The 19,880-nt window shown below is 72.1% G+C and carries 17 protein-coding genes; 6 read left to right on the top strand and 11 right to left on the bottom strand.

Annotated features, from left to right (window positions below):
- Positions 1-15: 15 nt before the first annotated feature.
- From HLB15_RS03900 to HLB15_RS03875, 6 genes are all read right to left on the bottom strand, one after another.
- A complete protein-coding gene (locus tag HLB15_RS03900; RefSeq protein WP_171103868.1) occupies positions 16-1,146 on the bottom strand; it encodes a GNAT family N-acetyltransferase in 1,131 nt (376 codons plus the stop codon).
- Between the two features lie 72 nt (positions 1,147-1,218).
- Entirely contained in the window at positions 1,219-2,328 is a 1,110-nt protein-coding gene (locus HLB15_RS03895) for an adenosine deaminase family protein (protein WP_229785253.1), read from the bottom strand.
- Complete coding sequence (locus HLB15_RS03890) at positions 2,328-3,416, bottom strand: extracellular solute-binding protein (protein ID WP_171103866.1); 1,089 nt, start codon at positions 3,414-3,416, stop codon at positions 2,328-2,330. Before HLB15_RS03890 ends, HLB15_RS03895 begins: the two co-directional genes overlap by 1 nt.
- Positions 3,413-4,474 carry an ABC transporter ATP-binding protein gene (locus HLB15_RS03885; RefSeq protein ID WP_171103864.1) on the bottom strand — a complete coding sequence of 354 codons (1,062 nt, stop codon included), beginning with the start codon at positions 4,472-4,474 and terminating at the stop codon, positions 3,413-3,415. The genes HLB15_RS03890 and HLB15_RS03885 overlap by 4 nt, the downstream gene beginning before the upstream one ends.
- Positions 4,471-5,277, bottom strand: coding sequence for an ABC transporter permease (locus HLB15_RS03880; RefSeq protein WP_229785251.1), 807 nt, complete (start codon positions 5,275-5,277; stop codon positions 4,471-4,473). Before HLB15_RS03880 ends, HLB15_RS03885 begins: the two co-directional genes overlap by 4 nt.
- Positions 5,274-6,095, bottom strand: coding sequence for an ABC transporter permease (locus HLB15_RS03875; RefSeq protein WP_171103862.1), 822 nt, complete (start codon positions 6,093-6,095; stop codon positions 5,274-5,276). Before HLB15_RS03875 ends, HLB15_RS03880 begins: the two co-directional genes overlap by 4 nt.
- A 161-nt stretch (positions 6,096-6,256) precedes the next feature.
- Between HLB15_RS03875 and HLB15_RS03870 the strand changes: the two genes are divergently transcribed.
- Positions 6,257-7,198, top strand: a complete 942-nt coding sequence (locus HLB15_RS03870) for a LacI family DNA-binding transcriptional regulator (protein ID WP_171103861.1) — start codon at positions 6,257-6,259, stop codon at positions 7,196-7,198.
- A 54-nt stretch (positions 7,199-7,252) separates the two neighbouring features.
- On the opposite strand, the gene HLB15_RS03865 is transcribed toward HLB15_RS03870, so the two are convergent.
- Positions 7,253-8,041, bottom strand: a complete 789-nt coding sequence (locus HLB15_RS03865) for a DUF554 domain-containing protein (RefSeq protein WP_171103859.1) — start codon at positions 8,039-8,041, stop codon at positions 7,253-7,255.
- Positions 8,042-8,176: 135 nt separating this feature from the next.
- The gene (locus HLB15_RS03860; RefSeq protein WP_171103857.1) at positions 8,177-8,956 is read right to left on the bottom strand and encodes an SDR family NAD(P)-dependent oxidoreductase; all 780 of its coding nucleotides are present in this window, start codon (positions 8,954-8,956) and stop codon (positions 8,177-8,179) included.
- A 135-nt stretch (positions 8,957-9,091) separates the two neighbouring features.
- On the opposite strand from HLB15_RS03860, the gene metH reads away from it, so the two are divergent.
- Complete coding sequence (metH, locus tag HLB15_RS03855) at positions 9,092-12,622, top strand: methionine synthase (RefSeq protein ID WP_229785305.1); 3,531 nt, start codon at positions 9,092-9,094, stop codon at positions 12,620-12,622.
- 1,668 nt (positions 12,623-14,290) lie between these two features.
- On the opposite strand, the gene HLB15_RS03850 is transcribed toward metH, so the two are convergent.
- Together HLB15_RS03850 and HLB15_RS03845 are read right to left on the bottom strand one after the other, a co-directional pair.
- On the bottom strand, positions 14,291-14,728 hold the full coding sequence (locus tag HLB15_RS03850) for a hypothetical protein (RefSeq protein WP_171103855.1): 438 nt from the start codon (positions 14,726-14,728) through the stop codon (positions 14,291-14,293).
- Between the two features lie 293 nt (positions 14,729-15,021).
- The gene (locus HLB15_RS03845) at positions 15,022-15,762 is read right to left on the bottom strand and encodes an HAD family hydrolase (RefSeq protein ID WP_171103853.1); all 741 of its coding nucleotides are present in this window, start codon (positions 15,760-15,762) and stop codon (positions 15,022-15,024) included.
- A gap of 92 nt (positions 15,763-15,854) precedes the next feature.
- On the opposite strand from HLB15_RS03845, the gene HLB15_RS03840 reads away from it, so the two are divergent.
- From HLB15_RS03840 to HLB15_RS03830, 3 genes are all read left to right on the top strand, one after another.
- The gene (locus HLB15_RS03840) at positions 15,855-16,253 is read left to right on the top strand and encodes an OsmC family protein (protein WP_171103851.1); all 399 of its coding nucleotides are present in this window, start codon (positions 15,855-15,857) and stop codon (positions 16,251-16,253) included.
- Between the two features lie 107 nt (positions 16,254-16,360).
- On the top strand, positions 16,361-17,329 hold the full coding sequence (locus HLB15_RS03835) for a heparin lyase I family protein (protein WP_189086987.1): 969 nt from the start codon (positions 16,361-16,363) through the stop codon (positions 17,327-17,329).
- Between the two features lie 191 nt (positions 17,330-17,520).
- On the top strand, positions 17,521-17,991 hold the full coding sequence (locus HLB15_RS03830; protein WP_171103846.1) for an ester cyclase: 471 nt from the start codon (positions 17,521-17,523) through the stop codon (positions 17,989-17,991).
- A gap of 18 nt (positions 17,992-18,009) precedes the next feature.
- Here the strand turns inward: HLB15_RS03830 and HLB15_RS03825 are convergent, their stop codons facing one another.
- Positions 18,010-18,471, bottom strand: a complete 462-nt coding sequence (locus tag HLB15_RS03825) for an Lrp/AsnC family transcriptional regulator (RefSeq protein WP_171103844.1) — start codon at positions 18,469-18,471, stop codon at positions 18,010-18,012.
- 109 nt (positions 18,472-18,580) lie between these two features.
- Here HLB15_RS03825 and HLB15_RS03820 point away from each other — a divergent pair, with 109 nt between their 5' ends.
- Complete coding sequence (locus tag HLB15_RS03820) at positions 18,581-19,867, top strand: APC family permease (protein ID WP_171103842.1); 1,287 nt, start codon at positions 18,581-18,583, stop codon at positions 19,865-19,867.
- Positions 19,868-19,880 lie beyond the last annotated feature (13 nt).

Raw genomic sequence — 19,880 nt, 5'->3', positions numbered from 1 at the left:
GTGCGGGCCGGTGGGTCAGAGCTCGATCGTGTACAGCGTCGAGCCGTCGTTCTTGGTGTAGCCCAGCCGGGCGTACAGCCCGGTCGCACCGGTGGGGTTGGCGGTGTCGACGTCGAGCTCCGCCTTCTGCATACCGTCGGCGGCGAACGCTCGCATCGCGTGCGTGAGCAGTGCGGCCGCGACCCGGCGCCCGCGGTAGGCGCGGCGCACGCCCAGCAGCCCGGTGTAGCCGGCGGTGTACCCCTGGGTCTCCCAGTCGTGCTCGTAACGCTCGGCCCGGTGCAGGCCGACGACGTAGGGCGTGCCCGGCGGGACCGACTCGTCGCCCGGGTGCTCGGTCGCGGACCCGGGATGGTCCACCGAGTCGTCGACCACGACGAACGACCACTGCGGGGCGAACATGCTGCGGTAGGCGCGCCACGCCTCGGGGGTGCGCGGCTGGCTGCCCCAGTGGTCGCGGAACGCGTCGTTGCGGGCCAGCCGCGTGGCGTCCTCCAGCGCGTCCGACCACGGCACGATCCGCAGCGGCGGCTCCACACCGATCGCGGGGACGGGCTCGGCGAGGTCGCGCACGAGGTTGGCGTAGAACCGGATGGGCGTGAAGCCCGCGGCGCGTGCCAGGTCGACGCGCTCGGCGGGGTCGGAGTCCTCGAGGTGCAGGGCGATGCGCCCGGGCAGGGCGGCCAGCCGGTCGTCCGTGCCCGACGCCGCGAGCACCTGCCGTGCCCGGCCGACCGCCCACGCCAGCAGCTCCGTCCCGATGCCCTCACCGCGCCGGCCAGGGTGCACGCCGCCGCCGAGCTCCGCGCGCAGCGTGTCGACGCCGTCCGTGGAGGACCGCTCGACGGAGGCGTGCGCGACCAGCGCGCCGTCGGCGTCCAGGCCGACGAGCGTGTCGGTCGCGGGGTCGCCGTGCGGGGCGTCGAGCAGCTCGGCGACCTCCTCCGGGGACATGAACCAGGAGCGGCCGTCCGCCTCGTCGACGGTGCGCATGAGCGCGGCGAGGGCCGGGACGTCGTCGCGCGCCCAGGCGCGCCAGCTCAGGCCGCCTGCCGTGGGGACGGGCGGCGCGGCGGGCGCGGCGGCCCGCACGGCGATGGGTGCGACGGCGGGCTCGGGCTCGGGGACGGCGCGAAGGGTGCTCATGGGCGTCAACGCTAGGCTCACGCTCCTGCGGCGGCCACGAGATATCGCGACCTCACCCGGTCCGACCGGTCGTCATGCCTCCTGCGCGGGCACCCCGAGCTCGTCCAGCTCCCGCTCGAACCGCGCGCGCAGCGCCGCCTTCTCGGCGGACGGCAGCCACGACGCCTCGACCCCCGCCAGCGCCATCGCGCGCAGCCGGGGCACCGGGACGCCCAGGTCCTCGGCGAGGATCCGGTACTCGCCCGCCAGCGTGGTCGGGAACATCCCCGGGTCGTCGCTCGCAGGAACCACGTTCAGCCCCGCCTCGAGCATCGCCGCGATCGAGGCCCGCCGCCACGGCCGCCACGACCGGCGCGACGTCGTGGAGATCACCGTGAACGGCACCTGCTCGTCGCGCACCCGCGCCACCACGTCGTCGTCCTCGAGCACGAAGTACCCGTGGTCGATGCGGTCGCAGCCCAGCGTGTCCAGGCAGGTGATCGTGTTCACCGCGACCGGCGCGTGCTCCGACGAGTGCGCCGTGCGGCCCAGCCCCGCCTCCCCCGCGAGCCGGTAGGCGTCCGCGAACCGCTCGGGCGGCCCCGCCGTCTCCAGGTTGTCGAGACCGATCCCCGCCACGTACTCGTGCGGGTGGTCGACCACCGTCCGGACGCGCTCCAGCGCCTCCTCGCCCGAGCCCGACCGGTCGATCGCGGCGATCAGCCGGCCCGACATGCCGAAGTCACGCTCCGCCAGCCGGATCCCCTCCGCGTACGCCTCGACGCACCCGAGGTAGCCGAGCGACGCCAGGTGCTCCGGCACGGCGTCGAACGACACCTCCAGGTGCCGCGTCGCGCTCGTGCGGTGCGCCGCCTCGAACGCCTCGTATGTGATCCGCGTCAGGTCGTCGGCGTCGCGCAGCACCTGGGTCACCCAGCGCGACGTCTGGAACAGCGAGTACGACACCTCCGGCTCGTCCGCCGCACGCCCCTGCGGCACCGGGACCCGCGTGTCGCGGTACAGGTCCGGGTCGGGCGGCAGCGAGTTGACGTCGGCGTAGATGCGCTCGGGCTCCGCGGGCAGGTCGAGACGCTCGCGCCGGGCGAGCTCCGCGAACGTCGAGGCCCGGACGGTGCCGATGAGGTGGCAGTGCAGGTCGACCTTCGGCATCCGGTCGAGCAGCGTTCGGGTGTCGGCGCCCATCAGCCGGCCGTCACCTCGCGCGCGAACCGGTCGACCCACTCGCCGCGCGTCGGGACGAGCTCTGCCGGGTCGAGCGTCGCGTAGCCCGCGGCGACCGGGTCGTCCGCGATGTCGCCGACGACGGCGGAGATCGTGTCGGGGACCGTCGCACCGGGGTTGACCGGCAGGTCGCCGACCAGCTCGGCGGACCGGGTCTGCGCCTCGGCCGAGAGCAGGTAGTCGATGAAGCGGTGCGCGCCGTCGATGTTCGGTGCCCCCGCCGGGACCATGGCGCGGTTGGTGGCCATGTAGCGGCCGGTCGCCGGCGGCGTCCACGCGAACGGCTCGCCGGAGGCGACCAGGTCGGTCGCGAACCCGCTCAGCGAGTCCGCCGCGACGATCTCGCCCTGGGTGAGGAGGTTGGTCACCTCGGTCGACGACGAGTAGAACTGCAGGATGCCCGGCGCCCACCCGCCGAGGGTCCCGAGCGCGGTGTCGATGTCGTAGGGGCCGTCACCGTACGCCTCGCCGACGCCCGAGACCATGAGCTGACCCGCGGTGACCGAGATGTCCGGCAGCGCGAGCTCACCGGCGTGCGCGGGGTCGCCGTACAGGTCCCAGTCCGCGGCCTCGTCGGCCGAGAGCGCGTCCGTGGCGTAGATCGTGCCGTTGAGCTGGTAGCTGTACGCGGGGCCCGCGTAGCCGTCCTCGAGCGCGAAGTCGGCGACCTCGTCCAGCGACGGGACCTTCGCGGCGTCGACGTCCTGGAACAGGTCGGTCTCCTGGCCCAGCGCCGCGTAGTAGTCGGACAGGAGCATGACGTCGATGCCCGAGTCGTCGCCCGCCACCTGGAGCTGGGAGAGCCGGTCGGCGTTCGACCCGGTCTCGACCTCGACCTCGATGCCGGTCTCGGCCGTGAAGGGGTCGATCACCGCCTCCTGGAACTCCTCCACGCCGAACGGGAACGTGGAGACCACGATCGTGTCCTGGGCGGAGGCGTCGTCGGCGGCGGAGCAGCCGGTGACGAGCCCGGAGAGGAACAGGCCGGTGGCGGCGACGGCGGTCGCGCGGCGGGCGGCGGGCCGACGCGGCGGCAGGGTGCGGTTCATCGGTTTCCTTCAGGTGCGGTTGCGGGTGCGGCTGCGGGAGCAGCCGGGGTCAGGAGGGCGAGACGTGCCCGGGGTGCGACGAGCCGGACGCGGGCACCGGGCGACGGTGCCGGGGTCTCGTCCTCGGCGCGGTGGTCGGCCACCAGGCGCACGGCGGTGCCGGCCGGGTCGGTCGCGTCGAGCGTCACGAGTACGTCGACGCCGCGGTAGGCGACGTCGCGCACGACGGCGTCGAGCACGACGTCGTCGACCCGCCCGTCGAGCGGGGCGTCCGCCGTGACGACGCGCAGGTGCTCGGGGCGGACCGCGGCCTCGCGGCCGTCGGCCAGCGTCAGGAAGTTCTCGTAGCCGAGGAACTCGGCGACGAACCGGTCGGCCGGTGCGGGGAAGACGTCGCGCGGGGCGCCGCTCTGCACGACCTTCCCCGCGCGCATCAGCACCATCTCGTCGGACATCTCCAGGGCCTCGTCCTGGTCGTGGGTCACGAGCACGACGGTCAGGCCGGTCTCGGACTGGATGCGGCGGATCTCGGCGCGCATCTGCACGCGCAGCCGCGCGTCCAGGTTGGACAGCGGCTCGTCCAGGAGCAGCAGCCGGGGCCGGACGGCGACGGCACGGGCCAGCGCGACACGCTGCTGCTGGCCGCCCGAGAGCTGCTTGGGCCTGCGGTCGCCCAGGTGCCCGAGGCCCACGAGCTCCAGCGCCTCGGCGGCGCGGCGGCGGCGCTCGGGGGCAGGCACCTTGCGCATGGTCAGGCCGTAGGCCACGTTGTCGGCGACCGTCAGGTGCGGGAACAGGGCGTAGGACTGGAAGACCATGCCCAGGTCGCGCTTCTCGGGCGGGGTGCGGGTCGCGTCCTGGCCGTCGATGAGGATGCGGCCCGACGTCGGCGTGGCGTACCCGGCGAGCATGCGCAGGGTCGTGGTCTTGCCGCAGCCGCTGGGGCCGAGCAACGTGGTCAGGCGGCCGCGCGGGATCCGCAGGTCGACCGCGTCGACGGCCGTGAAGCTGCCGAACCGCTGGGTGACGCCGACGAGCTCGGCGGCGGGGGTGGTCATCGGTTGATCCCTCCGAAGATCTTGGCGAAGCCGACCGTGCGCTCCGCGACGACGGCGACGACGACGGTCGCGGCGAGCACGAGCGTGGAGGCGGCGGCCACCATCGGGTCGTAGCTCTGCTGGACGTAGTCGAGCATCGTGACGGGCAGGGTCCTGAAGTCGCGGGTCTGCAGCAGCAGCGACAGCGGCACGTTGTTGAACGAGGTGACGAAGCCGAGCAGGCCCGCCGAGACGAGACCCGGCCGCAGCATCGGGAGGGTCACCGTGAAGAAGGCCCGCACCGGTGACGCGCCCAGGCCGCGGGCCGCCTCCTCCAGCGCCGGGTCCGCGAGCGCCAGCGAGGCCCCGGTGACGCGCACCGCGTACGGCAGCAGCAGCGCGGTGTGGCCCAGCAGCAGGGTCGTGAAGTTGTCGAGGTGCAGGCCGATCATGAGCTGCTGGTAGAGCGCGAGGCCCACCACCAGCTCCGGCACCACGAGCGGCGACAGGAACAGGCCCTCCAGCAGTCCCCTGCCCGGGATCCTGCCGCGGTGGACCGCCAGCGTGACCGGCACGCCGAGCACGAGCGCCAGAGCGGTGGCCAGCGCGGCGAGCTCCAGGCTGGAGACGACGGCCTCCATGAACGGCGAGTAGGCCACCGCCTCGCCGAACCAGGTCAGGGACAGGCCCTCGGGCGGGAAGCGCAGCGTGCTGCCCGCCGTGAACGCGGTGGCGACGACGAAGCCGATGGGCACGATCATGATCACGTAGCCGGCCACGGCGAGCGCGGCGGCGACGGGGTGGCGCAGGCGGGTGCCGCTCACGAGACCGCTCCCTTCCGGCCGACCAGCGCCGAGATCCCGGACACGAGGAAGACCAGCACCGTCATGACGACGGCGGTGGCCGACGCGGCCGCCCAGTCGACCGTGACGCTCGCGTACGAGAAGAGCTGGGTCGAGAGCATGCGCTGGCTGGACCCGCCCAGCAGGTACGGGGTGGTGTAGGCGGTGACGGATCCCGCGAAGACGAGCGTGGCGGCGACGACGACGCCCGGCAGCGAGAGCGGGACGAGGATGCTCCAGAAGGTGCGGGTGCGGCTCGCGCCCAGTCCGCGCGCGGCCTCCTCGAGCCCCGGGTCGACCTGGGCGACGGCGGAGTAGCAGGTGATGACGGCCAGCGGCAGGAAGAGCTGGACCAGGCCGAGGACGATCGCCAGCTCGGTGTACAGCAGCTGGGGCGCCTTCTCGACGAGGCCGAGGCCGGTCAGCAGCTGCCCGATCACGCCGTTGGAGCCGAGCACCACGAGCCAGCCGAAGGTCCGCACCACGTTGCTCAGCAGCAGCGGGAAGATCGCCAGGGCGAGCAGCACGCCGGCCCACCGCGACCGGGAGCGGGCCAGCAGCGAGGCGATCGGGAAGCCGAGGAGCACGCACACGGCGGTGACGACCAGGCCGATGCGCACCGTGCGCCAGACGATGCCGAGGTCGTAGGGGTCGGTCAGCATCGCGCCCATGCGCTCGATCACCTGGGCGAACGTCACGCCGGGCGGGGCGAACAGCATCGCGACCGCCGGGAGCAGGAAGCCCACGAGGAGGAACGCGAGCCCCGGCAGGAGCAGCAGGAGTGTGGAACGTGCTCGCACGAGCCGTCTTTCGTTCGATGGAACCGGTTCCATCGGACCTTAAGGCATGACGGCGCTCGGCCAGACGTCCCCGCGTTAACTTCTCGTTACGTGGACACCTCAGGTCGGCGCAATCGGTTGCAGGGGGCGTCTAGAGTGTGCCCACCGACAAAGGAGGAACGGTGCCTGATCTGTCCGACGTCGCCGCGGTGGCCGGCGTCTCGAAGGCGACCGCGTCGCGAGCGCTCAACGGGAGCGGCCTGGTCGCCGCCGAGACCGCCGTCCGCGTCGTCGCGGCAGCCGCGCGGCTCGGCTACGTCCCCAACCGGGCGGCCCGCGAGCTCGCCCGCGGGCGCACCGGCATCATCGCCATCGTCGTGCCCACCCTCGACAACGCGTTCTTCACACCGATCGTCGCGGGCGCCCAGGCGCGCGCCGAGGAGGCGGGCCTCCAGCTCACCGTCGCCGTCCACGCCCTGGGCTCCACCGGCGCCGCCGAGCGCCTGGCCCGCCAGGTCGACGGGTTCCTGCTCGTCGCGCCACGAGACAGCGACACGCTCGTCGCGGCGACGGGGTCGACCAAGCCGTCCGTCCTGGTCGACCGGGAGATCGACGGCATGACGTCGGTCGTGGCCGACACCGCGACGGCCTTCGGCACGCTGACGTCACGGCTCGCCGCCGAGGGGCACGACCGGGTCGTCTACGTGGGCGGGCCGGCGGGGTCGTGGCAGGACCGGCAGCGCACCGCCGCGGTGCGGGACGCCGCGGACCGTGCCGGGGCGCAGCTCACCGTGCTCGGCCCCCTGCCCGCGACCTTCGCCGCCGGGGTCGAGGTGACGCCCGCCGTGCTCGAGACCGGCGCCACGGCCGTGGTCCCGTACGCGACCTCCATCGGCCTGGGCCTGCTGCTCGCCCTGCGCTCGCGCGGCGTCGAGGTGCCGCGCGACCTCGTGGTGAGCACCGAGCCCGCCGTCATCGAGGCGCTGGGGATCGAGCACACACCGGCCGTCGACGTCGACGGCGAGGAGCTGGGCCGCACCGCGATGGACCTGCTGGTGCAGCTGCTCGACGGCCAGGACGAGGCGGGCCGCCAGGTCCGGCTGCCGGTGCCCGTGCGGGGCTGACGCGCTGGGCCGGTACGTTCGGGGCCGGTACGTCGCGGGCCGACGCCGGCGCAGTCACCGCAGCACGACCACCAGCTGTGTCAGCAGCGGCGCGACGACGAGCGCGGGCAGCAGGTCGCCCACCGCGACCTGCTTGATGCGCAGCAGGCGCAGCGCGATGCCGACGAGCATGAGGCCGCCCGCCGCGGTGAGCGCCGCGATGTGCGCGTCCGGCAGCACCGACCCGAGCAGGACGCCCGCGACCGTCAGGAGCCCCTGCACGACGCCGACCGACACCGCCGACAGCAGCACCCCCACGCCGAACGAGGACGCGAACGCCAGAGCGGCGAACCCGTCGAGCACCGACTTGAGCAGCAGCTGGTCGATGCCGCGGCCGAGACCGTCGGACAGCGAGCCGAGGATCGTCAGCGGGCCGACGCAGAACAGCAGCGACGCGGTGAGCCAGCCCTCGATGAACCGCTCGCGTGCGGAGGCGTCGTCGGCGGTCGTTGTCTCCGCGGACCTGCCGCCGCCGCGGCGCGCGAACCAGGCCTGGATCACGCCGGCGAGTCCCTCGAGCCGGTCCTCGATCCGCAGCAGGGAGCCGAGGATGCCGCCGATGAGCAGCGAGCCGAGGACGATGAGCACAGGCGCGCCGGAGCCGGTCGCCGCGACGAACGCCGCGTCCGTCACCGACATCGCCGACAGCGCTGCCACCAGGAGCGTCACAAGACCGAGGATGTCGGTGACGACGGCGTGCGTGCGCTGCGGCAGCCGGTGACCCACGGCCATCCCGAGCAGCGAGCCGACGACGACGGTCCCGACGTTGACGAGCGTCCCGAGGCCGGGCAGGTCGACGTTCACGGCGTGGAGCCTACTGCTCCCCCGCCGACCCCACGCCCCCGTCCCACTCCCCCGCGAGGTAGTCACGTGGGCTGGGCGGTTGCCCGGACCGTCGCCTACGCCGCACCTGACTCGAGGCCCCTGTCCTCGGTCCCCTCAGTGCACCGAGAACCCGCCGTCCACGAACAGCGAGTGCCCTGTGACGTACCCCGACGCCGGGCCCGCGAGGAACACCGCCGCCCCCGCGAAGTCCTCGGGCACGCCGTTGCGCCCTACCGTGGTGCGGGCAGCGAGCGCCGCGATCGTGTCGGCGTCGTCCTGGAGGCGCTGGTTGAGCGGGGTGAGCACGAAGCCGGGTACGAGCGTGTTCGCCGTGACGCCGCGCGCCGACCACGCCTCCGACTGCGAGCGCGCGAGCGACTCGAGGCCGCCCTTGGAGACGCCGTACACACCGCTGTCGACGAACGACCGGTGCGCCTGCTGCGACGAGATGTGGATCAGCCGGCCGTACCCCCGCGACGCCATGCCGGGCGCGAAGCGTTGCCCGAGCAGGAACGGCGCCTCGAGGTTCACGGTGAGCGTGAGGTCCCAGGTGGCCTCGTCGACGTCGCCGAGGTGCGGCCGCAGGTTGATGCCCGCGCTGTTGACGACGATGTCGGGCTCCCCCGCCGCGGCGACGACGCCGTCCGCGGCCGCGTGGATGCCCGCGCGGGTGGAGAGGTCGGCCACCACCGTCGCGACGTCGCAGCCCTTCTCGCGCAGGCCGGCCGCGACCGACTCCAGCCGGTCGGCGCCCCGCGCGACGAGCACGGTGCGCGCCCCGGCCTGGGCGAGCGCCTCGGCGATGGCCCGGCCGATGCCGGAGCTGCCGCCGGTCACGACCGCGGTGCGGCCGGTGAGCGAGAAGAGGGAGGCGAGGTAGTCGTGCGTCGTCATGCAGGCACGGTAACGGGCGACGTCCCGACCGCCGGGCACTCCCGGCGTCGTCGGCGGGGCAAGGCTTACGCTGCCGAGGTGAACGCCGCTACGTTGCCCGCCCTGGACGACCGCTCCGCCGCCCTCCTGGAGGCCATGCGCACGCGCGTGGTCGTGGCCGACGGCGCGATGGGCACGATGATCCAGGCGGCGAACCCGACCCTGGAGGACTACCAGGGCCTGGAGGGGTGCAACGAGATCCTCACGGTGTCGCGCCCGGACCTGATTGCGGGGGTGCACGACGCGTTCCTCGCGGTGGGCGTGGACGCGATCGAGTCGAACACGTTCGGCGCGAACTGGTCGAACCTGTCGGACTACGGCATCGACGACCGCATCCGCGAGCTCGCCCGCGCGGGGGCCGCGCTGGCCCGCGAGCGCGCGGACGCATTCGCAACCCCGGAGGCGCCCCGCTGGGTGCTGGGCTCGATGGGGCCGGGCACCAAGCTGCCGTCGCTGGGCCACACGACGTACGCGCACCTGCGGGACACGTTCGCCGAGCAGGCGGCGGGCCTCATCGAGGGCGGCGCGGACGCCCTGCTCATCGAGACCAGCCAGGACCTGCTGCAGGCCAAGGCCGCGGTGACGGGCGGCCGGCAGGCGATGGCGGAGGTCGGGCGGCGGGTGGCCGTCATCGTGTCGGTGACGGTCGAGACGACGGGCACCATGCTCATGGGCTCGGAGATCGGCGCGGCGCTGGTGGCGCTGCAGGCGCTGGGCGTCGACTCGATCGGCATGAACTGTGCCACCGGCCCGGAGCAGATGAGCGAGCACCTGCGTCACCTGTCGCAGCACGCGGAGGTGCCCGTGGCCTGCATGCCCAACGCGGGCCTGCCCGTGCTGGGTCCGGACGGCGCCACCTACCCCCTCACCCCGGAGGAGCTCGCGGCCGCGCACACGCAGTTCGCGCGCGAGTTCGGCCTCGGGCTGGTGGGCGGCTGCTGCGGCACGACGCCGGAGCACATGCGGCTCGTCGTCGAGGCCGTGGGCGGCCGGCCGGTGGCGCCGCGCGAGCCGGTGCGCGAGAACGCCGTCGCCTCGCTGTACTCGGCCACGGAGCTGCGGCAGGAGACGAGCTTCCTCGCGATCGGCGAGCGCACCAACGCGAACGGCTCCAAGGCGTTCCGCGAGGCGATGCTGGAGGAGCGCTGGGACGACGTCGTCGACATCGCGCGCGCCCAGACCCGCGACGGCGCGCACCTGCTCGACGTCTGCGTCGACTACGTGGGGCGCGACGGCGTCGCGGACGTGCGGGAGGTCGTGTCCCGGCTGGCGTCGGCGAGCACGCTGCCGCTGGTCATCGACTCAACGGAGCCCGACGTCATCCGCGCGGGACTGGAGCTGCTCGGCGGGCGCGCCGTCGTCAACTCGGTGAACTTCGAGGACGGCGACGGCCCGACGTCGCGGTTCGCCCGCATCATGCCCGCGGTGGTCGAGCACGGTGCCGCCGTCGTCGCGCTGACGATCGACGAGGAGGGCCAGGCCCGCACGGCGGAGAAGAAGGTCGCGATCGCGTCGCGGCTCATCGACACCCTCGTGGGCGACTGGGGCCTGCGCGTGGACGACATCATCGTCGACGCCCTGACCTTCCCCATCGCGACCGGTCAGGAGGAGACGCGGCGGGACGCGATCGAGACGATCGAGGCGATCCGGGAGATCACGCGGCGCTACCCCGGCGTGCACACCACGCTCGGCGTCTCGAACGTGTCGTTCGGCCTCAACCCGGCGGCACGCGCGGTGCTCAACTCGGTGTTCCTGCACGAGGCCGTCGCCGCGGGCCTGGACTCGGCGATCGTGCACGCGGCGAAGATCCTTCCGCTCGCCTCCATCCCCGAGGAACAGCGGCAGACGGCGCTCGACCTGGTGTGGGACAAGCGCGAGTGGGACGCCGACGGCACCCTGACCTACGACCCGCTCTCGAGGCTGCTCGACCTGTTCGAGGGCGTCGACGCCGCGGCGATCCGCGACCAGCGCGCCGCCGAGCTCGCGGCCCTGCCGGTCGGCGAGCGCCTGGCGCGGCGCATCGTCGACGGCGCCCGCAAGGGCCTGGAGGACGACGTCGAGGAGGCGCTGTCCGCCGGGATGGAGGCGCTGGACATCGTCAACGACCACCTGCTGGAGGGCATGAAGGTGGTCGGCGACCTGTTCGGGCGCGGCGAGATGCAGCTCCCGTTCGTGCTGCAGTCGGCGGAGGTGATGAAGACCGCCGTCGCGCTGCTGGAACCGCACATGGAGCGGGTCGAGGGCGACTCCGGGTCGAAGGGCACGATCGTGCTGGCCACGGTGCGCGGCGACGTGCACGACATCGGCAAGAACCTCGTCGACATCATCCTGACGAACAACGGCTACACGGTGGTCAACATCGGCATCAAGCAGCCGGTGAGCGCCATGATCGACGCCGCGATCGAGCACGACGCCGACGTCATCGGCATGTCCGGCCTGCTCGTGAAGTCGACCGTGGTGATGAAGGAGAACCTCGAGGAGCTGGCCTCCCGCGGGTTCGAGAAGCGCTGGCCGGTGCTGCTCGGCGGCGCGGCGCTGACCCGCACGTACGTCGAGGACGACCTGGCCGGCGCGTTCCCCGGCGTCGTCCGCTACGCGAAGGACGCCTTCGAGGGCCTGCGGCTCATGGAGCCGCTCGTGCGCATCGCGCGCGGCGCCTCCCCCGACGACGTCGGGCTGCCGCCACTGCGCAAGCGCCGCCACAACGTCGTCAAGGTGACCGAGACGCCGGTCGAGGCGCTGCCCGCCCGCTCGGACGTGGCCACCGACAACGAGGTGCCCGACCCGCCGTTCTGGGGTACGCGCATCGTCAAGGGCGTGCAGCTCTCGGAGTACGCGGCGTTCCTCGACGAGCGCGCGACGTTCATGGGCCAGTGGGGGCTGAAGCCGGGCCGGTCCGCGGACGGCGCCTCCTACGAGGAGCTGGTCGAGACCGAGGGCCGGCCGCGGCTGGCGGAGTGGCTGGACCGCATCCGGACCGACCAGATCATGGACCCGACCGTGGTCTACGGGTACTTCCCGGTGTGGTCCGAGGGTGACTCCGTGGTGGTGGCCCACCACGGCGAGCTGGCCGGCATCGGGGCGCCCGACGGCGGGTCCGGCGGGCCCGTGGGCACCGAGCGGCTGCGGTTCACGTTCCCGCGGCAGCGCCGCGACCGGCACCTGTGCCTCGCGGACTTCGTCCGACCGCGGTCGTGGGTCGAGGAGACCGGCCGGTTCGACGTGCTTCCGGTGCAGCTCGTGACGGTCGGGGACTCCGTGTCCGCGCACACCGGTCGGCTGTTCGAGGCCAACAAGTACCGCGAGTACATGGAGCTGCACGGGCTGTCGGTGCAGCTCACCGAGGCACTGGCGGAGTTCTGGCACGCGCGCGTGCGGGCGGAGCTGGGGTTCGCATCCGAGGAGCCGTCCACGGTGGAGGGGCTGTTCAAGCTCGACTACCGCGGGGCGCGGATGTCGCTCGGGTACCCCGCGTGCCCCGACATGGAGGACCGGCACAAGGTGGTCGAGCTGCTGCGGCCGGAGCGGGTGGGGGTCACGCTGTCGGACGAGCTGCAACTGCATCCGGAGCAGTCGACGGACGCGTTCGTGTTCCATCACCCGGAGGCGAAGTACTTCTCCGTGTGAGTTCCGGGGTGGTGGGCGCCCGACCTGGTCGATCCCGTTCTGGCTGGTCAGAGGCCCGGACCGATTGCCAAGCCTCCCGTATCGAGGCGTCGCTGGACGTCCCTCAGCGTGCCGAAACGTGTCGTAAACGTGCCGCGATAACGCGCCTCGGGGCCGACGCCTCGATCGTGGCACGGTTCAGGTCTCTGACCTGCTTGAACACGTGGGAACATGGCACGAATTGCTCGTTGACCTGGGACTTCACTACGCATCGCGCTCACGCGACTGCTCCGCCGGGCTCACCGCGCTTGCTCGAAGCGCGAGGGAAGCTTGGCCCCTCTGGCACGGCAGGGATGGGCGATGTCGATCGACCGCCTATCGTTGGCGCCGGGTGGTAGGCGCAACCGCGCCAGATGATTTCCGGGTTGCCGCCCACGAAAGGCCGTCTCCTTCCGCGGAGACGGCCTTTCATGTGTGCACTCGCGCTGCTGCCGAAACATGCACCGCTCGGACGTTGACCTGTGCAAACCGGATCTGACCTGGCGGTTATCCCACACCGTAGGCGGCTGGGACATGCCTGGGACCTGGTTCCGGTGGGACGCCAGCCGAACACGGCCGACCGAGCAAGAGCTCAGCGCGGGCTGCTCGCCAATGCACAAGGCAACCGCCGTGCGCATGATCAAGATGCGGCGAAACAGCTGCCTCGCTCGCGGCAACGAACCGACAATCCACTCACTAGCGCCAACCTGGCTCGACTCCCGAGGAGGCGCCGGCTCATTCGATCCGCGCCGCACCCGGCCGGAGTGTGGGGGTCTTGTTCCTCGACTCAGCACCCAATGGGAAGCACACCCTGGTATCGGGTTCGAGGCTACCCGTTGACCGGGCAGGCTGCTCACTGCCTGAGGTGCCCTGTCACCTATCCGTGCAGCACTCGCCCCGCAGCAGTCATGTTCGGAGGTTGCGCGCCGCGGCCAGGGCTGGGAACGGACACTGCGAAGACTTCACCCAGGGTGACACTCACCTCTCTCACGGTTCACCCGAGCTGTTCATTGCCGCAGCACCCTACGAGACCGTAATGTCCGAATAGCAACGTTCCAGCCGCCAGCAAGGGGTCGCCATGAGAGTTCCTCCGCCGGGCGTAGACCCCGACCGCGGCGGGGAGCCACATGTCGGCGAACTCTTCACGGACCGCGAAACGGAGTCCGAAGCGTTCAAGTCGGCGCTCGCCAGCTTTCGGCGCCGACTGGACCATGAGGACGAGACCGGTCCGGCGCGTCACAAGGTGCTCGCCTTATAGCCCCGGCTAGGTAACGAATGGACCGCCGACGAAGCCGCACGACCGGCCCTGTACCTGTTCACCACGGCAACCCACCCGGACTGGCGAGAGCACCGGATCGGCACCCAGATCGCCTGGTGGGCCCTCGACCACGCCGCACGACGCGGCCTCGACTGGGTCCGCCGCGGCTGCTACTTCGACGGACTCGCGAACCTCTACCGTGAACAGGGCTACACGCTCGTGCGCACGACCCAACACAAGACCCGCACCCTGCACATGTTCCAGCAACCAGCACAGTTGCGCAGCGACGTCGCCCTTACGGCAGTAACGGAGGCGCCGGGTTTACCGGCCCGCTGACCGACGGTGGGACCAGCCCGCCATCCGTCCGCGCATCTGATCTAGCGGCTCTCGCGCTACCAGTAGTCGGGCGCGACGCGGCGGTCTCGACGGGCTGACTCACGGACCAGAGCTAGGCGCCGCCGGATCTCGCGCCTGTCGATATGCGGTTCCGTCCTCTGGCGAACGATCCGTCGCGAGACAGCATCGACATAGTCAGCGTCGTCGATGTTCGGGGCGATCGTGGTGTATCCGGCTGCTCTCTCACGGGAAACAGGGCGCTGCGCGACCCCCAGCGCGATCCGCCCGGCAACCAGTGAACCCCCAAACACCAGGAACGTCAGCAGCCACCAGGCCGGCGCAGGTTCGCCGTAGCCGGCGAAGAAGCCAATACAGACCGGAGCGAAGGTGACGCAGCCGATCCACCAGCAGACCGACACAACGTGCATGGGCTTGCTTGCAGGTTGCCCGGGCACGAGGTCGACTTTGAGGTCAGGGTGCCACGGTGTGCTCACGACATTCCTCCTCAACTCCCGGGCCATTCGCCTGCCGTAAGGCCGACCGTCAGCGGCATGCAAGCCGACGTCGGCTGTGGTCTCCCACTTGTACGTCTGCGCACGTCCCAGCCACGCATGAGCCCGAAGAAGCGTCCGGCCGTGGCCTGGCCCGGAATACTACCGGGCCCTGCACGCAGGAACTGTGGAAATGCGGGGAACGTGGTGCTGTTCAGGACCCTCGGGTCGCGGTCCCCACCAACGGTTCGCCCGGCGGTGGGCAGACTCACGTTCGGATCGGGCCGGAGTTGAGTTCATCGCTGCCAGATCGGCAGCTCGAACAGGGCCGGCCTGGCCTCTCCGCGGGTCCAGCGGGCTCGTAGTCGCAAATCGGTCGTCGGATAGCCAAGGCCCGCCTGATCCGCCGCGTCCGCGAGGGCCAGCATGGTGGACCCGACGGCTTCGGGGATCGGGGCGTGACGTCGCCAGGCGCGGGCGACCGCTGTGCGGATCTCCGCCCCGGCCAGCTCCGCGCCCGCTCCGTGCCAGACCCGCAGCTTGGTCACGCCCGGCGCCGAATCCACTGCGACGGCCAGCTGCGCAGCGAGGTCGGAAAGCCCTGTCGTGTCGATGGGCGGCAGAAGTGAGTCGAGTGCCGTCGCGACGCCGTGCTCATCGATCGTGCCGGTGGCCTCGTCAGCCACACCCTGCACAACGGCCGGCGCGTGGCCCATGCTAATTTCACGCCCGGCCCAGGCCAGCGCTTCGAGGTCGTTCTCGGAGTCCCCAACGGCAACCGTCGCCCCGGACGAGATGCCGAGCTTCACGCGGAGAACTTCGAGTGCGCTCGCCTTCGTGACGCCCGGGCCGGTCACGTCGAGCCAGGACTCACCAGCCCGGGTGACGGTGACGCCCGTCTCGCGCAGCAGGTCGAGGTGCCTCGCGACACCGGGTGCGGCCACCGCAACACGGGTAACAGGGCTGAAGCACAGGTCGACGACGGAGGCTACCTTCTGCTCGCAATTGACCTGGCCCGGCGCGAATGGCTCGTTCACGCGCCAGCCCCAGCCGGGCTCCTCGATCCCAATACGTGCAGCAGGCTCCACCTCGGCGCGACGCAAGCGACCGATCCGGGCATGCTGCCTGGATGACCACGCTGTCCCCCTTCGGCGTCACCGCCGGCGCCGGTAGCCTCCGCCCCGTCGCCGGGGTCACCCTCCCCCACACCTGGACAACCGACGGGATCGTGGGGCACCCCGCGAGCAACGGCGCGCAGGTGCTCCACCTCGCCGTCGCGGTCTGCGTCCTCGACGACACCTTCCGCGAGGCGCTCGAGCTCGGGATCGAGGTGACCGGCGTCGCGGCGACGGCCGACGGCACCTTCGACGACGGGTGGCGGTCCACCGGCATCGTCTACACGCTCACCGTCGACTCCCCGGCCGCCGCTGACGACATCGCACGCCTCGTCGCGCGCGTCGACGATGTCGCCGAGATCCCGCAGGCCCTGCGTGCCGGGACGGACGTCCGGCGCTCGACCGGAGACTGAGCCGACCCGGCTTGCCCCGACATCAAGAGCCCTTTGCCCAGGTTTTGCGATATAAGGGCTTCATGACACGATCACAGAGCTCGACCCCTAGCCACCGTGCTCGGCGTGTGACGGCACTCGCCGGGGTGGCCATCCTGACCGCCTCGCTCGGCGCTGCCGCCCTGACCACCACCCCGCCGGCCAGCGCGGCCGTCGCCGCGGCGGACGAGGTTCCCAGCTACGCGATGGGCATCGAAGGCAGGACCTGGACCATCCAGAACCCACAGCTCTGCGGGCCGGGAATCGGCGACGGCGGCAACCTCATCGAGAACAACCGCACGTACACCGGCAAGTGCCAGGGAGCCGGTGAGGCGCCCCAGATCACGGGCAGCACGGAGACGGGCCGAGCCCTGACGTTCCGCACGGACGCGAACTTCGAGTACCCGGACGCCACGCTCGAGGACGCGGAGAAGAACATCTGGCTGGGCCCGGACGGTCATCGGCTCCGGGACCGCACGGAGCTGGCGACGCCGAGGGGCGGGCTGCCGTTCCACACCAATGTGTGGGTGGGTTTCGATATTCGCATCCCGCGGGGCGTCGACAGCGTGACCGGCAGCGGGGCGTACGTCATGCAGCTGTGGCAGTGCACCGCGAACCCGATCGGCGGCGTGCGCATCCAGTCGGGCGCGGGCAACATGCGCAACCTGCAGTTCGTGCGCCGGGGAGACGACCCGAACCAGCCCGACGACTACTACGACAAGGCGATGACGACCAAGGGCATCAGCGCCGACGAGTGGCACTCCTTCGTCATCAAGTACAACGTCGAGGCCTACCGGCCCGGCGGGCCCAAGGGTCGCATCGAGGTCTGGCACCGAAGGGTCGGTGCGACCACCGTCGAGGAGAAGATCCTGGAGCGGGACGACTACTACGGCTACGGGTCGAGCGCGCGGTGCAAGGGCGACTACTACGACGACTCGTTCCGGATCAAGTTCGGCATGTACAAGGACTACCAGCCCGGCGCGACGTTCCGCGCCGACTTCCGCAACGTGCGGATCGGCGCGAGCAAGGCCGAGGTACAGCCCTACTACCGCGACTGACGTCGATCGGCTGAGCACGAGGAGTGGTGCCGGGGCGGCCGTGCCGGCACCACTCGTCCCACGGGACCCATATTTGACGGCTCGGTCCATAACTCACTAGGGTTATTGACCGTGCGGTCCATCACGGGGCCGTGCCGGATCTCGCCCGGGTCGCCCGCGCGGGAGCGACGCCGACATCAGGAAGGATCACCATGACGACCAACGAAGAGGTAGTGCGCGAGGCATACCGGCTGGCGGAGGGCGACACCCTCGACGGACCCGGTTTCCGCGCCCTGTTCACCGAGAACGGCACGTTCAACGACATGCCGAACTCGTTGACCTTCCGCGGTGACGAGATCCCTCAGGCCCTGGCCGGCCTCGCCGGCGCGTTCCCGGACATCCACCGCGAGCTGCTCGGCGTCCACGCGCTCGGCGACGTCGTCGCCGTCGAGCTGCGGATCCAGGGCACACATCTCGGCGGGTTCCCGACCCCGGCAGGCGTGATTCCCCCGACCGGTCGCCGCATCGACGTCCCGACGGCCGACCTCTGGCACCTCCGTGACGGACGGATCGAGACGTTCAACTGCTACAACGCGGCGAACGTGTGGCTGGCCCAGCTCGGTGCCGACCCCGACTTCGAGGCGGCGATCACGGCCGCGACGACGGCCGCCGCAGAGGCGTAGGGGTTCCGGCGTCGCCCCTCACTCCCCCGGCAGCCGCTCGTGCACCCGCTTCTGCGCACTCTGGAACACGATCTGGCTCCGGAAAGTGACGACCTCCCGCGGCTGGCTGAGCCGGTCGATGAGGAACGCGTGCAGGTGGTCGAGGTCCGGTGCGGTCACGTGGGCGAGCAGGTCCTCGTCGCCTGCGAGCACGTAGACGGCGGTGACCTCGGGCAGCCCGATCAGCGTGGCCTTGAACGCGTCGATCACGTCGCGGTTGAGCGGGCGCAGCCGGATGGAGACGAACGCCTCGACGTTGCGGTTCAGCGCCGCCGGGTCGATCTCGGCGTGGTACCCGCGGATGACGCCGCGGGCGCGCAGCAGCCGCACGCGTTCCAGACAGGTGGACGGCGCGATGCCGAGCCGGCGGGCCAGGTCGCGGTTGGTCTGCCGCGCGTCGCGCTGGAGATGCTGCACGATCGCCGAATCAAGTTCATCCACGATCGGGAGTCTAGCCACGCCGACGAACACCGTTCGGCGGGCGCCCCATGATGCCAAACCTCTGTCTACGTTTGCGCCGATCATCCGGCCATTCGACAGAGGAACTCTCATGGAGAAAGACGTTCGCCGACGACCGCACGGCACCCGCAGGCTCGGCGTCCTGACCGGTTCGGTCCTGCTGCTCGGCGCCGTCCTCGGGCCGGGCGCGCTGTCCCTGCCCACCCTGGCCGCCGACGCCGCCGGGCCCGCCTCCCTGCTGGCCTGGGCCCTGCTGCTCCTCGCGGGCATCCCGGTCGCCGCGACCTTCGCGGCGCTCGGCGGCACCTTCCCCGACGGCGGAGGCGTGGCGCACTTCGCGTCGCTCGCCTTCGGCGGACGGACCGCCGGGGCGGCGAGCTGGTGGTTCCTGGCGGCGGTCCCGCTCGGCGTGACGGCCGCCGCGCTGATGGGAGGACACTACGTCGCGGCCGCGGTGGGCGCGGACCCCGGTGTCGCCGTCGGCGTCGGCCTCGGGCTGCTCGCGGCGTCGTTCGCCCTGAACGCCGTCGGCCTCCACACGACAGGGCGGGTCCAGGTCGTGACCGCCGCCGTCATGGTGACGCTCCTGGTCGTGACCGTCGCGGTCTCGCTCGGCGACGTGCGGGCCGGGTCGTTCACGCCCTTCGCCCCGCACGGGTGGTCCGGGGTCGGCGTCGCCGCCACCGTGCTGTTCTTCGCGTTCGCGGGCTGGGAGGCCGCCGCCCACCTCTCGGCCGACTTCGCGGACCCCGGCCGCGGCCTGCGCCGTGCGACGGCGCTGACCGTCACCGTCGTCGTCGTGCTCTACCTCGGGCTGGCCGTGGTCACGCTCGGCGTCCTCGGCCCGGCGGCCGGACGCGACCCGGCCCCGCTGCTCACGCTCCTGCAGCGGGCAGTGGGCCCGGCCGGGACCGCGCCGGCCACCGTCGCCGCGCTGCTCCTGACGTTCGGCGCGATCAACGCCTACCTGGCGAGCGGCGCCCGGCTGGGCGCGGCGCTCGGCCGCGACGGCGCGCTCCCCCGGTGGCTCGTCGGCCGGACGACGCCCGGGCGGGAACCACGCCGCAGCCTGGCGTTCCTCGCTGCGTGCTGCCTGGTCGTCGCGGTCCCGGTGCTCGGGGGTGTCGTCGCGCTCGACGGCCTGGTCCGCGCCACCTCCGCGCTGCTCGCGGCGGTGACCCTCGTCGGCACGCTGGCCGGTGTGCGGCTGCTGCGCGGGCGGCAGCGCACCACCGCCGTCGTGGCGTCGGCTTTCCTCGCCGTCGTGCTGCTGTGCTGCGGAGCGCTGCTCGCGCTCCCGGCGGCCGTCGGCGCCGTCGCTGCGCTGACGGAGCGACGGCGCCGGGCCTCCCGACGGCCTGCACCGGCTCGACCCTGAGGCGCCGGTGGGC

The sequence above is a fragment of the Promicromonospora citrea genome, assembly GCF_013004695.1.
GTDB lineage: Bacteria > Actinomycetota > Actinomycetes > Actinomycetales > Cellulomonadaceae > Promicromonospora > Promicromonospora citrea.
This window is presented reverse-complemented; position numbering and strand designations above follow the sequence as displayed.

Coding starts and splice junctions, on each gene's coding strand:
- HLB15_RS03900 (WP_171103868.1), bottom strand. CDS start 1,146: ATGAGCACCCTTCGCGCCGTCCCCGAGCCCGAGCCCGCCGTCGCACCC.
- HLB15_RS03895 (WP_229785253.1), bottom strand. CDS start 2,328: ATGGGCGCCGACACCCGAACGCTGCTCGACCGGATGCCGAAGGTCGAC.
- HLB15_RS03890 (WP_171103866.1), bottom strand. CDS start 3,416: ATGAACCGCACCCTGCCGCCGCGTCGGCCCGCCGCCCGCCGCGCGACC.
- HLB15_RS03885 (WP_171103864.1), bottom strand. CDS start 4,474: ATGACCACCCCCGCCGCCGAGCTCGTCGGCGTCACCCAGCGGTTCGGC.
- HLB15_RS03860 (WP_171103857.1), bottom strand. CDS start 8,956: ATGACGACGCACGACTACCTCGCCTCCCTCTTCTCGCTCACCGGCCGC.
- metH (WP_229785305.1), top strand. CDS start 9,092: ATGCGCACGCGCGTGGTCGTGGCCGACGGCGCGATGGGCACGATGATC.
- HLB15_RS03840 (WP_171103851.1), top strand. CDS start 15,855: ATGACCACGCTGTCCCCCTTCGGCGTCACCGCCGGCGCCGGTAGCCTC.
- HLB15_RS03830 (WP_171103846.1), top strand. CDS start 17,521: ATGACGACCAACGAAGAGGTAGTGCGCGAGGCATACCGGCTGGCGGAG.
- HLB15_RS03820 (WP_171103842.1), top strand. CDS start 18,581: ATGGAGAAAGACGTTCGCCGACGACCGCACGGCACCCGCAGGCTCGGC.